This window comes from Microbacterium sp. NPDC060117, assembly GCF_042729315.1.
Lineage (GTDB): Bacteria > Actinomycetota > Actinomycetes > Actinomycetales > Microbacteriaceae > Microbacterium.
In genome coordinates this window covers 978691-992666 of the sequence record NZ_JBHWXR010000001.1, presented here as the reverse complement: position 1 = coordinate 992666, position 13976 = coordinate 978691, and the positions used below count along the sequence as shown (strand labels likewise).

At 69.8% G+C, this 13976-nt stretch carries 11 protein-coding genes; 10 read left to right on the top strand and 1 reads right to left on the bottom strand.

The features are described 5' to 3' along the window. The first annotated feature begins 31 nt into the window (after positions 1 to 31). From ACFWCK_RS04520 to ACFWCK_RS04495, 6 genes are all read left to right on the top strand, one after another. Positions 32 to 949 (top strand): ABC transporter permease, encoded by a 918-nt coding sequence (locus tag ACFWCK_RS04520; RefSeq protein WP_378804766.1) that lies wholly within the window; start codon positions 32 to 34, stop codon positions 947 to 949. Beyond that, positions 946 to 1833 (top strand): ABC transporter permease, encoded by an 888-nt coding sequence (locus ACFWCK_RS04515; protein ID WP_378804765.1) that lies wholly within the window; start codon positions 946 to 948, stop codon positions 1831 to 1833. Before ACFWCK_RS04520 ends, ACFWCK_RS04515 begins: the two co-directional genes overlap by 4 nt. A 1-nt stretch (position 1834) precedes the next feature. Beyond that, positions 1835 to 2866: an ABC transporter ATP-binding protein gene (locus tag ACFWCK_RS04510; protein ID WP_378804764.1), complete on the top strand. Its 1032-nt coding sequence runs from the start codon at positions 1835 to 1837 to the stop codon at positions 2864 to 2866. Positions 2867 to 2868: 2 nt separating this feature from the next. Further along, the gene (locus tag ACFWCK_RS04505; RefSeq protein WP_233312289.1) at positions 2869 to 3693 is read left to right on the top strand and encodes an ABC transporter ATP-binding protein; all 825 of its coding nucleotides are present in this window, start codon (positions 2869 to 2871) and stop codon (positions 3691 to 3693) included. 11 nt (positions 3694 to 3704) lie between these two features. Further along, positions 3705 to 4904 (top strand): amidohydrolase family protein, encoded by a 1200-nt coding sequence (locus tag ACFWCK_RS04500; RefSeq protein WP_378804763.1) that lies wholly within the window; start codon positions 3705 to 3707, stop codon positions 4902 to 4904. A 211-nt stretch (positions 4905 to 5115) separates the two neighbouring features. Continuing rightward, a complete protein-coding gene (locus tag ACFWCK_RS04495) occupies positions 5116 to 7035 on the top strand; it encodes a protease pro-enzyme activation domain-containing protein (RefSeq protein WP_378804761.1) in 1920 nt (639 codons plus the stop codon). A 151-nt stretch (positions 7036 to 7186) separates the two neighbouring features. On the opposite strand, the gene ACFWCK_RS04490 is transcribed toward ACFWCK_RS04495, so the two are convergent. Further along, the gene (locus tag ACFWCK_RS04490) at positions 7187 to 8602 is read right to left on the bottom strand and encodes an NAD(P)/FAD-dependent oxidoreductase (protein ID WP_378804760.1); all 1416 of its coding nucleotides are present in this window, start codon (positions 8600 to 8602) and stop codon (positions 7187 to 7189) included. A 172-nt stretch (positions 8603 to 8774) separates the two neighbouring features. Here ACFWCK_RS04490 and ACFWCK_RS04485 point away from each other — a divergent pair, with 172 nt between their 5' ends. The 4 genes from ACFWCK_RS04485 (at position 8775) to ACFWCK_RS04470 (ending at position 13945) form a co-directional block, all read left to right on the top strand. Then, positions 8775 to 10217, top strand: a complete 1443-nt coding sequence (locus tag ACFWCK_RS04485; protein WP_233312285.1) for an APC family permease — start codon at positions 8775 to 8777, stop codon at positions 10215 to 10217. Positions 10218 to 10257: 40 nt separating this feature from the next. After that, complete coding sequence (locus ACFWCK_RS04480; RefSeq protein ID WP_378804759.1) at positions 10258 to 11733, top strand: aldehyde dehydrogenase family protein; 1476 nt, start codon at positions 10258 to 10260, stop codon at positions 11731 to 11733. 40 nt (positions 11734 to 11773) lie between these two features. Next, the gene (locus ACFWCK_RS04475; protein WP_233312283.1) at positions 11774 to 12253 is read left to right on the top strand and encodes an Lrp/AsnC family transcriptional regulator; all 480 of its coding nucleotides are present in this window, start codon (positions 11774 to 11776) and stop codon (positions 12251 to 12253) included. A gap of 174 nt (positions 12254 to 12427) precedes the next feature. Then, positions 12428 to 13945, top strand: coding sequence for a flavin monoamine oxidase family protein (locus tag ACFWCK_RS04470; RefSeq protein WP_378804757.1), 1518 nt, complete (start codon positions 12428 to 12430; stop codon positions 13943 to 13945). Positions 13946 to 13976 lie beyond the last annotated feature (31 nt).

The following is a 13976-nucleotide window of genomic DNA, read 5'->3' as shown; positions in this document are numbered from 1 at the left end:
CACCGATCCACGCTGAGGAGATCAGATCCCCATGTCCTACATCATCCGTCGCATCCTGCAGGCGGTCGTCACGCTGTTCGTCGCGGTCACCATCGCGTTCGTCCTCGGACGGCTGTCGGGCAAGCCCGCGGCCCTGATCCTCACCGAGGGCGCCACCCAGCAGCAGATCGACGACCTGAACGGCAAGCTCGGCTTCAACGACCCGCTGCTCGTGCAGTACGGGCGCTACCTCGCCGGCCTCCTGCGCGGCGACTTCGGGGTCTCCTACCGCAACCCGTCCCAGACCGCGATCGGGATCATCCTCGAACGGCTCCCCGCGACCACCACGCTCGCGCTCACCTCCTTCGCGATCGGGCTGGTGCTGGCCGTGGTCGCCGCGGTGCTCATCCACATCACGGGCAGCCGCGCGCTGCGGGCGATGTTCGTCTGGACCGGTGCGCTGCGCTCCTCGGTCCCGGACTTCTTCTTCGGCGTGCTGCTGGTGCTGATCTTCGCGGTCGCCCTGAGCTGGCTGCCGAGCCTCGGCTACACCGGCCCCGCCTCGTTCGTGCTGCCGGTCGCCACCATCGCCACCGCCCAGTTCGTGCTGTACGTGCGGCTGCTGGATTCGGCGCTCAGCGAGCAGACCACGGCCGAGTACGTGCGCACGGCGTACGCGCGGGGCAAGAGTCACGCCGCGGTCGTCGCCACCGAGATGCTGCCCAACGCCTTCCTGCCGATCCTCACCGTCGCCGGGCTCAACCTCGCGAGCCTCCTCGGCGGCACGATCATCGTCGAGCAGGTGTTCTCCTGGCCCGGTATGGGCGTCACCCTGATCAACGCCGTGAGCCAGCGCGACTTCGCCGTCGTGCAGGCGGGGCTGCTCGTGGTGGTGCTCATCTTCGTGGTCGTCAACGTCGTCGTCGACCTCCTCTACTCGCTCATCGATCCGAGAGTGAAACTCGCATGACCGACACAGTGGCCATGGCCCAGGTGAGCGCGGCGACCCGCCGTCGCCCGCGGTTCAGCACCCGTCAGGGGCGCTGGCTCTCCACGCTCGGCGGCATCGTCGTGCTGCTCGTCATCCTCGCGATCATCGCCGTGCATCTCTGGCCGGGCTTCGACGCCTTCACCCAGGATCTCGCGCACGCCCGCCTCGGGCCGTTCATCGATCCGAACCACCCGCTCGGGACCGATGTGGTCGGGCGCGACCTGCTCAGCCGTGTCGCCGCCGGAGGCCAGACGACCCTGCTCATCACCGCCGCGATCGTGCTGGTGAACTTCGTCGTGGGCACCGTGCTGGGCCTGCTCGCCGGATTCTTCGGGGGCTGGGCGGACAACGTGATCGCCCTCGTGACCGACGTCAGCCTGGCGCTGCCCGCGGTGCTGCTGCTGATCGCCCTCTCGGCGATCTTCGGCCCGAGCGCGCTGCTGATGATCCTCGTCCTGGGCTTCACGCACTGGATGAGCTTCGCCCGGCTCGCCCGCGCGACGGCGCTGTCGCTGCGCGGACGCGACTTCGTGATGGCGCCGCGGATGCTCGGCGCCTCGTCCGCCCGCATCATCCGCACGCACATCCTGCCGCACGTGCTGCCGCAGATGTTCATCGTCGCCGTCACCAGCATCGGATCCGTGATCCTGCTGCAGGCCGGCCTCGACTACCTCGGTCTCGGCATCCAGCCGCCCGAGCCGACGTGGGGCGGGCTCGTGCTCGAGGGCCAGAAGTACCTGCGCCTCTCGCCGTGGCAGGTGATCCTGCCGGGGCTCGCGATCTTCCTGGTCGTCGGCGGCACCACGTTCTTCAGCCAGCGGTTCACGGCCGAGAGCACTCAGCCTCTCCGGAAGGTGCGATGACATGCCTGCAGAGATGATCTCGACGCCTCCGCTGCTGGAGGTGCAGGGACTGGTCGTCACCACGACGGGGCCTGACGGCGAGACCGTGCGTCTCATCGACGACGTGTCCTTCACCGTGGACGACGGCGAGGTCGTCGGCATCGTGGGCGAGTCCGGATCCGGCAAGAGCCTGACCATGCTCGCCGTGATGGGCCTGCTGCCGTACGGGCTCGAGGTCGCCTCGGGGTCGATCCAGTGGCGGGGCAACGACATCGTGGGCCTGCGCGAGCAGCAGCTGTGCCAGATCCGCGGCCGCGACATCGGCATGATCTTCCAGGATCCGATGACCGCGCTCAACCCGCTGCGGCGCATCGGCTCGCAGCTGGCCGAGGCGATCCGGCTGCATCAGAAGGTGTCCCGCGCCGAGGCGCGCACCCGGGTGCACGGTCTGCTCGCGCGGGTGGGTGTGAAGGACGCCGCCACGCGAGCCCGCGCGTACCCGCACGAGTGGTCGGGCGGCATGCGCCAGCGCGCGGTGATCGCGATGGCGATGGCGAACGACCCGGCCCTGCTCATCGCCGACGAGCCGACGACTGCGCTCGACGTCACGGTGCAGGCGCAGGTCATGAAGACGCTGGAGCAGGCGCGCGCCGAGCTGTCGTCCGCGCTCATCCTCATCACGCACGACCTGGGGCTCGCCGCGCAGAACGCCTCCCGGATGCTCATCATGTACTCCGGGCGGATCGTCGAGGCCGGATCCACGCGGGACATCTTCCTGTCGCCGACGCATCCGTACACGCAGGGTCTGCTGCGCAGCCAGCTCACCGCGCGGGATGAGCGCGCCTATGCCATTCCGGGGAATCCGCCCTCACCGCGCTCCCGGCCGTCGGGCTGCGCATTCGCGCCGCGGTGCGAACTCGCCCGCGGGCGCTCGACCTGCGTCGAGGTGCGCCCGAGGCTGGAGACCCGGCCGAACGGCTCCCGCTCCGCATGCCATTTCGCCGACGAGGTCCGCAGCCCCCTCCCCGTCGCGCCCATCGGATCGGAGGGCTGATCATGTCGGATTCCGCGAGCACCACGCCGCAGGGCGGCTCGGCGCACGGCGCAGAGCCGTTGATCGAGGTCACCGACCTGCACGTCACCTACGGCCGACGCGGCGCCATCCGCCGGGGCCGCGGCGTGCAGGCCGTCCGGGGGGTGTCGCTCCGGCTCACCGCCGGCCGCACCCTGGGCCTCGTCGGCGAGTCGGGGTGCGGCAAGTCGACCCTGATCCGGTCGCTGTTCGGACTCAGCCCGGTCGCATCCGGCACGATCCGCGCGTTCGGGCAGGACATCACACGCCTTCCGCCGCGCCAGCGCCGTCAGTTCGGCGGCCGGATGCAGATGGTGTTCCAGGATCCGTACTCGGCCCTGGATCCGCGGATGACGGTGCACGAGATCGTCGCCGAGCCGCTGCGGATCACAGGCGGGTACGACCGCACGGCCGTGGACGACCTGCTCGATCGGGTCGGCGTGAGCGCGGAGATGGCGGCGCGTCGGCCGGGGGAGTTCTCCGGCGGGCAGCGCCAGCGCGTCGGCATCGCCCGTGCGCTCGCCCTGAACCCGAAGGTGCTCGTGCTCGACGAGCCGGTGTCGGCGCTGGACGTGTCGATCCAGGCCCAGATCCTGAACCTGCTCGACGATCTGCAGAAGGACCTCGATCTGTCGTACCTGTTCGTCTCGCACGACCTCTCGGTGGTGCGGCACGTCGCGGACGACGTCGTCGTGATGCAGGCGGGGCAGTTCGTCGAGGAGGGCCCGATCGACCGCGTCTTCGACCACCCCGAGCACCCGTACACGCGGACCCTGCTCGATTCGATCCCGCACGTCGAGTTCGTCTGAGAGGAACCGAGATGCCCGTTCGCAGTGATCCGCGTCGCACCCGTCCCCGTACCCGATCGACCCTGGTGCTCCGCGATGCGTCGATCCTCGACGTGGAGACCGGTGAGGTGTCGTCGCCGCGCACGATCGTGGCGCACGACGGAGACATCGTGGAGATCTCGACGTCGACGCGCACCGTGCCCGGCGCGCAGGAGCTCTCCGTCGTCGGGAGCACGGTCCTCCCCGGGCTGATCGACGCGCACGCCCACGTCACGCAGGCGTCGGGCGATTTCACGGAGATCCTGTCCTGGTCGCCGAGCTACCATGCCGCCCGCACCGCCGAGGTGCTGCACCGCATGCTGCTGCGCGGCTTCACGACCGTGCGGGACATGGGCGGCGCGGACACCGGGCTGCGCCGCGCGATCGAGGAACGGCTGCTGACGGGCCCGCGGCTCAAGGCCGGGGGACCGATCTTCGCCCCCACGGGAGGGCACGCGCTGACGCGGGTCGTCGACGGCGAGGCGGAGGTGCGCCGCGCGCTGCGGGCGGAGCTGCGCGACGGCGCCGATCACATCAAGCTCACCCTCTCCGGCGGCGTGATCTCGAAGATGCGCATCGACTCGCTCGGCTTCTCGGAGGCGGAGATCCTCGCCGCGGTCGACGAGGCGGCCCTCGCCCATCGTTACGTCGGGGCGCATGTCTACTCGGCGGAGGCGGTGTCGAGGGCGCTGCGGCTCGGCGTGCGCACGATCGAGCACGGCAACTTCCTCGACGCGGAGTGCATCGCGCTGTTCCTCGAGAGGGACGCCTACTACGTCCCGACGCTCGCCACGTTCTGGGCGATCGTCGAGGGGCACACCGGGCAGCACCTGGACGCCTCCAAGCGCACCGCCGTGGTCGAGGTCTTCGAGCGAGGACTCGAATCGCTCGCGCTCGCCGACCGGTCCGGTGTGAGGATCGGCTACGGCACGGATCTGCACGGCGAGGGGCTTGCGTTCCAGCTCGAGGAGTTCGCGATCCGCGGCAGGGTGCAGGACCCCCTCGCGGTGATCCGTTCGGCGACGCTCACCGGAGCCGAGATCATCGGCGAATCCGGGCGTCTCGGAGTCGTGCGAGAGGGGGCGAAAGCCGACCTGATCGCCGTGAACGGCGATCCGCTGAGCGACCTCGCCGTGCTGGCGTCCGGGCGTGCCCTGCGCCTGATCGTCACGGACGGAGAAGTTCTCCGCTAGGGCGGAGATCGCGGGCGGACTGTGCGTCTCGGTCGGCCCCAGGCTCTCGTTCGAACGGCGGGAATGCGTCGGCTGGGAGAACCTGATGCGTGCGCTGTGAGCCTGGTGCCGACGGCGCCGCCCCTCTCGCGCCGCGCCGTCGCACGGGAATAGCATCGCCCTCGGTCACCGGCGACCGCCGAGGACCGAACCTGATGTCTGGAGATCCCGGATGCGTAGAAAAGTCCTCGGCGTCACCCTCGCGGTCGTCGCCACCGTCGCCGCCACCTTCGCCGGAGCAGGCGCCGCGAGCGCCGCGCCGCCGCCCCCGAGCCCGATCCCGAACTCCACACCGGGCTGGCTCAGCCACGCGACCAAGGGCGGCCCGGCGAACGGTGCGGTGAGCGCCCGCGTGTACCTCGCCCCGGCGGGCGGCATGGACGCACTCTCGGCGCTCGCGACCGCGGTCTCGACGCCCGGATCCGCGCAGTACCGGAAGTTCCTCTCGGCGGACCAGTACCACGCGAGGTTCGATGCGCCGCAGGCGACGGTCGACGCCGTCACGTCCTGGCTGCAGGGGGCCGGGCTGAAGACCACGGTCGATCCCAGCCACCGCTACGTGGATGTCAAGGGCGGAGTGGGCAACGCGAACAAGGCGTTCGGCGTGACCATCTCGAACTACACGCATGACGGGCTCACGGTGCAGTCGCCCGACGGCGCCGCGACCACCCCCGGGGCCCTCGCGGGCGCGGTCATCGCAGTGGACGGCCTGGACACGACGCCGTCGCTCGTCGAGCCGAAGACGCAGAAGCCCGCCCCGCCGGACGGCGGATTCCGCAACTCGCCGGTCTGCGGCACGACCTACGGATCCGCGAACCCCGGCAACATGGCGACGCCCGACGGCACGGTGCTGCCGGCGTTCGACGGGAAGACGCTGCCGTACTCGCCGTGCGGGTACACCGGTCCGCAGCTGCGCAACGCCTACGAAGCCGGGCTGACGGGCGGCTACGACGGCACCGGCGTGACCGTCGCGATCACGGACGCGTATGCCTCGCCCACGGTCGAGGCCGACGCGAACAGGTACGCCACCGACACGGGTGACAAGCCGTTCGCCGCCGGCCAGTTCTCGCAGAACGTGCCGAACGCGTACACCAACGTGAACAGCAACAAGTCGAATCACCAGTGCGGCATGGCCGGCTGGTACGGCGAGGAGACGCTCGACGTCGAGGCGGTGCACGCCATGGCTCCGGGTGCCAACATCCGCTACTACGCGGGCAAGAGCTGCCTGGATCCGGATCTGCTCGACACGTTCACGCGCATCAACGACGAGAACGTCGCGAACATCGTCACCAACTCCTGGGGTGGCGCGGGCGACGTGGTGAAGCCGTCGCTGCTGCTCGCGTACCAGACCGCTTTCCTGCAGGGCGCGGCCCAGGGCATCAGCTACGTCTTCTCCAGCGGCGACGACGGCGACGAGGCCGCGCGTCTCGGCTCGGCGCAGACCGATTACCCTGCTTCGGATCCGTACGTCACGGCCGTCGGCGGCACGTCGACCGCGATCACGGACCAGGGGCTCACCGGTGAGACCGGCTGGCAGACGTCGAAGTACGTGCTGAAGGGCGGCGCCTGGACCCAGAGCGACGCGTTCCTCTACGGCGGAGGCGGCGGCTACTCGTCGAACATCGCCGAGCCGCAGTACCAGAAGGACGCCGGTGTCGTCAGCCCCAACGGCGGACGCGCGGTTCCGGACGTCTCGATGGACGGCGACCCGACCACCGGCATGCTCGTCGGCCAGACGCAGACCTTCACGGGCACGGCAGCGTACGACACGTACCGCATCGGCGGCACGAGTCTCGCGTCGCCGCTGTTCGCCGGAATCACGGCGCTGAAGATCCAGGCGAACGGCGGCACCGGCTTCGGCCTGCTGAACCCGCTGATCTACGGCACCCACGGGCAGGGCTTCCACGACGTCACCGGCGCAGGCATCGACGAGGGCGCGATCCGCGTCGACTTCGCGAACGGGCTCGACGCCTCCGGCGGCTACGTCTACTCGGTGCGCACGTTCAACGGCGCCACCACGACCCAGTCCGTCGCCACGGGCTGGGACACCGAGACCGGCTGGGGCAGCGCCCGCGCAGGCTGGGTGCAGTAGCCGCCTCGACGGGTATGGCGAGCGAGGCGCGGGTTCCCCTGGGAAGCCGCGCCTCGCGTCGTCCCGACCTCGGGGTGGGCGGGCGCTCTCTCTCAACGACCCCGCTCGAAGCGACCCCCGCTCAGAACGCGGCGCCGTGCGGCGCGCCGGGTCAGGAGTCGAAGCCCATCCCCAGGGCGTCGAGCGTGCGCAGCAGCAGGTTGCGCCTGCCCTCCCGGTGATCGGCGCGATCCATCGACCAGCGGACTGCGTTGATGCCGATCGTTGCGGCAGGTTCCGGGGGGAACGGGGTCGGCCGTGCGCGGACCATCTCCAGGGCGGTGCGCTCCGTCGTCCGGCCGTCGAGCAGGTCGAGCATGACGTTGCCGGCGAAGCGCGTCGCGGCGACGCCGAGGCCGGTGAAGCCCGCGGCGTGCGCCACGCGACCGCCGTGGCTCGTGCCGTAGAACGCGCAGAACCGCGAGCAGGAGTCGATCGCCCCGGCCCAGCGATGCGTGAAGCGGATCCCCTCGAGTGCGGGGAAGGTCGTGAGGAAGTGCTCGGCGAGGCGGCGGAAGGACGACGGGCGGTCCTCGTAGCGCTCCCTGACCCGGCCCCCCGCGTGGTACACGGCGTCGTAGCCGCCGAACACGATCCGGCCGTCGGCGGTCTGCCGGTAGTAGTGGAACTGATTGGCGATGTCGGCCAGCCCCTGCCGATCCTGCCAGCCGATCTCTGTGCGCTGCGCGGCGGTGAGCGGCTCGGTCGCGAGCACGTAGTCGTAGACGGGCACCGTCATCAGACGGTTGCGGCGCAGGAGAGAGGGGAAGACGTTGGTCGCGAGCACCCCCCTGTCCGCGTGCACCGCACCGGCCGCGGACATCGCCACGACGCCGCGATCGGTGCGACGGATCCCCGTGACGCGGGAGCGCTCGAAGATGCGCACACCCCGGTCGGCGACGACCCGCGCCAGTTCGAACGCGAGCTTCGCCGGGTGCACGAGGATGTTCCCGTCCTTGTCCCAGAGGCCGGCGCGGTAGGTGGGGGAGGCGATCATCGTGCGCAGCTCTGGGCCGTCCAGGAAGACGTGCCGGTCGTCGTGGCGAGCGCTCGCGAGCTGACGGCGCTGGTACTCCTCCGTTGCGATCTTCACGACGCCGGTGCGTTCGAGATCGGCGCGGATCCCGTAGCGCTCGACGGTCGCGGCGATCTCGGAGAGGTTCTCGGCGCCCATGCGTTCGAGGGCATCCATCTCGTCGGGCCAGCGACTCGCCCCGTTGTCGTGGCCGTGCGTGAGGCTGGCCTCGCAGAACCCTCCGTTGCGTCCGGACGCCGCCCAGCCGATCCGGTTCGCCTCGAGGATCGTCACCCGGGCGCCCGGATCGCGCTCGGTCGCGAGCAGCGCGGTCCAGAGCCCTGCGTACCCGCCGCCGACGACGACGAGGTCGGTGTCGATGCGACCGGTCAGCGCGTCGTGGCGCTCGGGAGTGGCGTCGTCGAGCCAGAACACCCGCTGCTCGGTGCCGCGGAGGGCGTGCTCGACGGCGGACGCCGGGGCCGGCATGCGTTCGAAGGCGGTCTGCGGCATCGTTGCTCCTCGCTGACGTTGATGAATCGTGAGCGTCCATGGGCTTGTGGATGCTGACTCATGAAAAGTACAGGTTGATGCTTGCGCATTCCGCAACTCTTCGCAAGGATGGGCCACAGATGGGCGAGTTTGCCCGTCATCGTGCACTCAACGGAGAGAGTCGAGGAGTCCCATGAGCACGGAAGTCACGTCGCACCCGAGCGACGCGGTGGAGGAGAAGCTCCCGCGCAAGCTGCGCTGGTATGACGCCTTCGCGATGTCGATGACGATGCCGGCGGCCCTGATCGCCACGCTCGGTGCATCCATCGCGGGGCTCGGCGGCTGGGGGGCCGCGGTGCTCTGGGCCGTCTCGATGGTCATCGCGTTCGTCGTCAACTGGATCTACATCGAGTTGTCCACGATGTTCCCGGAGTCCTCCGGCGGCATCGCGGGCTTCGCGGCGGAGGCCTGGAAGAGTCGCGCACCCTGGCTCGCGCCCGTCGCGGGGGTCGGCTACTGGCTGCCCTGGGGATCCAACCTCGCCACCTACGGCGCGCTGACCGGCCTCATCATCCAGTCCCAGTGGTTCCCCGACCAGACCTGGGAGCTCGCGTTCGGTCCGATCCACCTCAGCTTCCCGATCGTGATCGGCCTCGTTGTGATCTTCGCGCTCTACGCCATCAACGCGATCGGCGTGCGCGTCACGATGACCTTCGTCTACATCACCGCGGCGATCCTCATGGTCCCGTTGTTCGTCTTCATCGTGCTGCCGCTGTTCAGCAGCGGGTGGCACCCTGGCGAGCTCACCTGGAAGCTGAGCGGGTGGGAGGGCCTGCACACCGCGCTCGTCTGGCTCTACGTGATGGCCTGGACCACGCTCGGGGTCGAGGTCTGCACGACTTTCGCCTCGGAGTACCGCGACCCGGTCAAGGACACGGCGCGCGCGATCCGCGCCGCGGCCCTGTTCTGCCTCGGCGTCTTCTTCCTCGTCCCGATCACCCTCGGCGGATTCGCCGGCGAGGCGGCGATCATCAAGGATCCGGCGACGTTCTTCGTCGCGGCATTCGCGAAGCTCGTTCCCTCGGACGCGGCGGCGAACATCATGGTGCTCTGCCTCATCGCCTCGCTCGTGCTGGTGATGCTGACCTCCGTGGCCGACTCCTCACGCGTGCTCTTCAACATGGGCAAGGAGGGCGTCACCGTCCGGGCCGTGGGCAAGCTCGACCGACGCGGCATCCCGATGCGGGCGCTCAACGTCATGCTCGTGCTGAACATCGTGCTGCTCGTGGTGCTGCAGCAGCCCCTCGCCATCATCGTCACCGGCAACCTCGGCTACGTGATCACACACGTGCTCGCGGTCTCCGGCTTCGCCCTGCTCCGCAAGGACCGCCCGAACGCGGCGCGCCCGATCCGGCTGCCGGACTTCCTCGTGCCGGTCTCGATCGCGCTCGCCGTCCTGCTCGCGATCATCGTCGTCGTCGGCGCGACCGGGTTCTCGATCACCGGCTATGGCGGGATCCTCGAGCTGAGCATCGCGATCGGCATCCTCGCCCTCGGCGTCGTGATCTGGGCGTTCGTCCGTGCCCGTGACCGTCGCAACGGGCTTCCGCCGCAGACCGTCGACGAAGCCGTCTGACGCTCCCCTTCACCCGATCCCCTGAGAGGAACCCATCATCATGACCATGAACACCGTCGCCACCGCGGCCGACGTCCTCGTCCCGCACACACAGCTCTACATCGCCGGCGAGTACGTCGACGCCGCGTCCGGCGAGACCACCGATATCGTCAGCCCGGTCACGGGAGAGGTGATCGCCGCGGTCGCCGTGCCGGGGCGCGAAGACCTCGACCGGGCGGTCGCGGCCGCACGCGAGGCGCAGCGGGCCTGGAGCCGTGTCGGGGTCTGGCAGCGTGCCGCGATCCTGCACAAGGTCGGTGACCTCATCGCCGCGAAGCGCGACGAGCTCGCCCACCTGCTCACGCTCGAGCAGGGCAAGCCGCTGACCGAGTCCTACGCCGACATCGACGAGACCGCGCAGCTGTTCCACCTGCACTCCGAGGACGCGGTGCGCCTGCACGGCGAGACCCTGCCGGCCAACGACACCCACAAGCGGATGTGGACCTTCTACCAGGGCGTCGGCACCTGGGCGATCGTGATCCCATGGAACTTCCCGGTCCTGATGTTCTCCGAGTTCGCGGCCCCCGGCCTCGCGACGGGCAACGCGCTGGTCGTGAAGCCGCCGACGCACACGCCGCTCACGCTCCTCGCCACCGTCGAGGTGCTGGAGGAGGCGGGGGTGCCGGCCGGCCTGGTCAGCATCCTCCCGGGTGAGGGTGCGTTCGGGGCGGATCTCGTCTCGCATCCCGGCATCGACGCGATCGGCTTCATCGGATCCTCCGCGACCGCCGAGAAGATCGTCGCGACGGCCGGGCTCAAGCGCTCGATCATCGAGGCGTCCGGCAACGGTCCGGTGGTCGTGCTCGACGACGCCGACGTCGAGGCGGCTGCGCGGGCTGCGGTGCGCGGGGCCTACTACAACGCCGGTCAGGTCTGCTGCGCCACCGGGCGCGTGCTGGTGGCCAGCTCCGTGCGTGAGCGCTTCGTCGAGGCTGCCCGCACGGCAGCGCAGGAGGCCGTGCTGGGCGATCCGTTCCACGCCGCGACCACGCTCGGCCCGATGAACAACCACGCCACCGCGAGCAAGGTCGACGCGCACCTCGCCGAGGCCCGCGAGCGGGGCTTCGAGTTCGTGGTCGGCGGAGGCCGCGCCGCGGGCTTCCCGACCGATCTCTACTACGACTTCACGGTCGTCGACGGCGTCGCGCCCGACGCGCTGCTGAGCGTCGCCGAGACCTTCGGACCAGTCGTGCCGATCATCTCGGCCGACACGGACGACGAACTGCTCCGCATCGCCAACGATGATGCGCTCGGCCTGCAGGGCGCCGTCTTCACGAAGGACCTCAGCCGTGCCTACCGGTTCGTGGAGCAGATGCGCACCGGTCAGGTGATCGTGAACGACAGCAACGGGTTCTGGGACATCAACATGCCGTTCGGTGGTGTCGGCGGCAGCCGCACGGGCTGGGGCCGCATCGGAGGGAAGCACACGCTGCTCGACATGAGCGACCTGCGCACCGGCGTGATCCACCTCGACTGATGCACCGGATCCCGACCATCCTCGCGATAGCCTCGATCCCGTGAACGAGCTTGACGGCCTGGACCACCTGGACCGCCGCATCATCGCGGCGCTCCAGGTGGACGGGCGCCGCACCTTCTCCAGCCTCGCCGACGAGTTCGACGTGCCCGCCTCCTCGGTGCGCTACCGGCTGAAGAAGCTGGAGGACGAGGGGGTGCTGCAGGTCGTCGGGATCGCCAACCCCCTGGCGATCGGTTTCGACCGGCTGGCGCTCATCGGCGTGCAGGTGCGGCCTGGAACGGCCCGCGCGATCTGCGCAGCGCTCGCCGCGCTGCCCGAGACGAGCTACGTCGTCATCACGAGCGGGAAGTTCGACGTCATGGTCGAGGTGATCTGCCGCGACGTGGCGCACATCGTCGACGTGCTCGAGAACAAGATCGGCGCGCTCGACGGTGTCGTCTCGACGGAGTCCTTCTTCGTGCTCGAAGTCCACAAGCTCGCCTACGGATGGGGCGTGCCCGAGGTGTCCAGCGCCGAGTAGGCGCATCCAGGATCCGATCCGATCCCCGCACGCCACCCGCAGACGGCATGGCGCGCGGGACCCACCCCGGCGCGCGGTCGCGCGATGACGCGCAACCGGTGTTCGTCGCGCCCCCGGGGTGCGCGGTAGCTCGTCGTGCCTGCCCCACCGATCCACCAACGAAGGAGTTGCACCATGGAGAACATCAGTCGTCGCGGAATCCTGCTGGGCGGCCTCGCGGCCGCCGCGGGAATCGCCACCGCCGGAGTCGCCGATACCCGCGCTGTCGCGGCACCGCCGACAACCCCCGGCAACGGCCACGGGAACGGGGCGCCGTCGCTCGCGCATGCGACGGGGGACAAGACCACATGGGACGTGATCGTCGTCGGAGCAGGATCCGCGGGTATCGGCGCCGCGCGCCGGCTCATCGACCAGAATCCGGCGCTGCGAGTGGCGATCGTCGAAGCCAGGGACCGGATCGGCGGTCGCATGTACACGGACCGGACATCGATGGGGATCCCCGTCGAGCGCGGGTGCGAACTCGTGCACGGCGGTCCCTATGCATCGACCTACCCCTGGATCCAACAGGCCGGGTTCGACATGCGGATGTTCCGGAACAACTACATCCGCCTCGGCAACGCGCCCTCGTCCTCGCCGTCGTCGCAGTGGCACCAGTGGGATTCGCCGACGTCGTGGCTGTTCCCGCTCGGCATGCCCGCCTCCCTCGTGCCGTACGATCCGGCCGGACAGAACAAGCAGCTGCCGGCCGTGCAGGCCGGGGAGATGGGGGACGCCTACCTGGCGCGCATCGGGGTGACCTCGGCGAACACGCCGAGCGGCCTGAACTACCGGCTGACCGACGACAGCGAGCCGCTGTACAACACGGCCGCGTCGGAGGTCGCCGGCCCGCTGCGCAAGTGCATCCGCTACACCCTGCATCCCGAGCAGGCGCCCGCGCAGGAGATCCTGGATCCGAACGACTCGCGCTACGACGACGGCGACTACAAGATCATCGGCGGCTACGACCAGCTGCTGCGCGTCATCGCCGGTACGGTGCCCGTGCTGCTGCAGACCGTCGTGCAGGAGGTCGCCTACACGGCCAGCGGCGTCGAACTGCGCACCTCGAAGGGCGTGATGTTCGGGCGCCGGGTGATCTTCGCGGTGCCCGCCGGTGTGATGAAGCGTCGCGACATCGCCTTCTCCCCGGGGCTGCCGGCCAACAAGTGGGCAGCCTTCGACGCGTTCACGTACGAGGACATCTTCAAGTGCGTGCTCGAGTTCAAGGACAGGGTGTTCACGCCCAACGGCACGGACGACTGGGGGTACGCCGAGACCATGGACGGTTCCCCGACCACGCTGTGGAACGCCTCGGTCGCGTATCCCGGCTACAAGGGCCAGGTCGTCGTCGGCTGGGAGACGGGCGCCGCTGCGAAGGAGCTGCACGCCCTCACGCTCGAGCAGAAGTATCAGGCGGTGCTGGAGGTCGTTCGCCGATCCGCCGGAGACCAGGGCCTGAATTACCACAAGGCCGTCATGACGGACTGGGCTAACGAACCCTACTCGTGGGGACCGTATGGCGGCGGCGGGAATGCGAACCACATGTCGGCGACCGTGAGCGGCGTCCTGTTCTGGGCGGGGATGCGCACGAGCACGGTGTCGGCGTCGTACAGCTCGGGGGTGGCTCAGGCGGACCAGCTCCTGAAGTCCCTCTGACGCCAGACACGGGAGTGCGGCGGCAGGAGGC

Excerpts from the sequence above, each read along its gene's own strand:
- ACFWCK_RS04520 (WP_378804766.1), top strand. The coding sequence starts at position 32 with ATGTCCTACATCATCCGTCGCATCCTGCAGGCGGTCGTCACGCTGTTC.
- ACFWCK_RS04515 (WP_378804765.1), top strand. The coding sequence starts at position 946 with ATGACCGACACAGTGGCCATGGCCCAGGTGAGCGCGGCGACCCGCCGT.
- ACFWCK_RS04510 (WP_378804764.1), top strand. The coding sequence starts at position 1,835 with ATGCCTGCAGAGATGATCTCGACGCCTCCGCTGCTGGAGGTGCAGGGA.
- ACFWCK_RS04505 (WP_233312289.1), top strand. The coding sequence starts at position 2,869 with ATGTCGGATTCCGCGAGCACCACGCCGCAGGGCGGCTCGGCGCACGGC.
- ACFWCK_RS04500 (WP_378804763.1), top strand. The coding sequence starts at position 3,705 with ATGCCCGTTCGCAGTGATCCGCGTCGCACCCGTCCCCGTACCCGATCG.
- ACFWCK_RS04495 (WP_378804761.1), top strand. The coding sequence starts at position 5,116 with ATGCGTAGAAAAGTCCTCGGCGTCACCCTCGCGGTCGTCGCCACCGTC.
- ACFWCK_RS04490 (WP_378804760.1), bottom strand. The coding sequence starts at position 8,602 with ATGCCGCAGACCGCCTTCGAACGCATGCCGGCCCCGGCGTCCGCCGTC.
- ACFWCK_RS04485 (WP_233312285.1), top strand. The coding sequence starts at position 8,775 with ATGAGCACGGAAGTCACGTCGCACCCGAGCGACGCGGTGGAGGAGAAG.
- ACFWCK_RS04480 (WP_378804759.1), top strand. The coding sequence starts at position 10,258 with ATGACCATGAACACCGTCGCCACCGCGGCCGACGTCCTCGTCCCGCAC.
- ACFWCK_RS04470 (WP_378804757.1), top strand. The coding sequence starts at position 12,428 with ATGGAGAACATCAGTCGTCGCGGAATCCTGCTGGGCGGCCTCGCGGCC.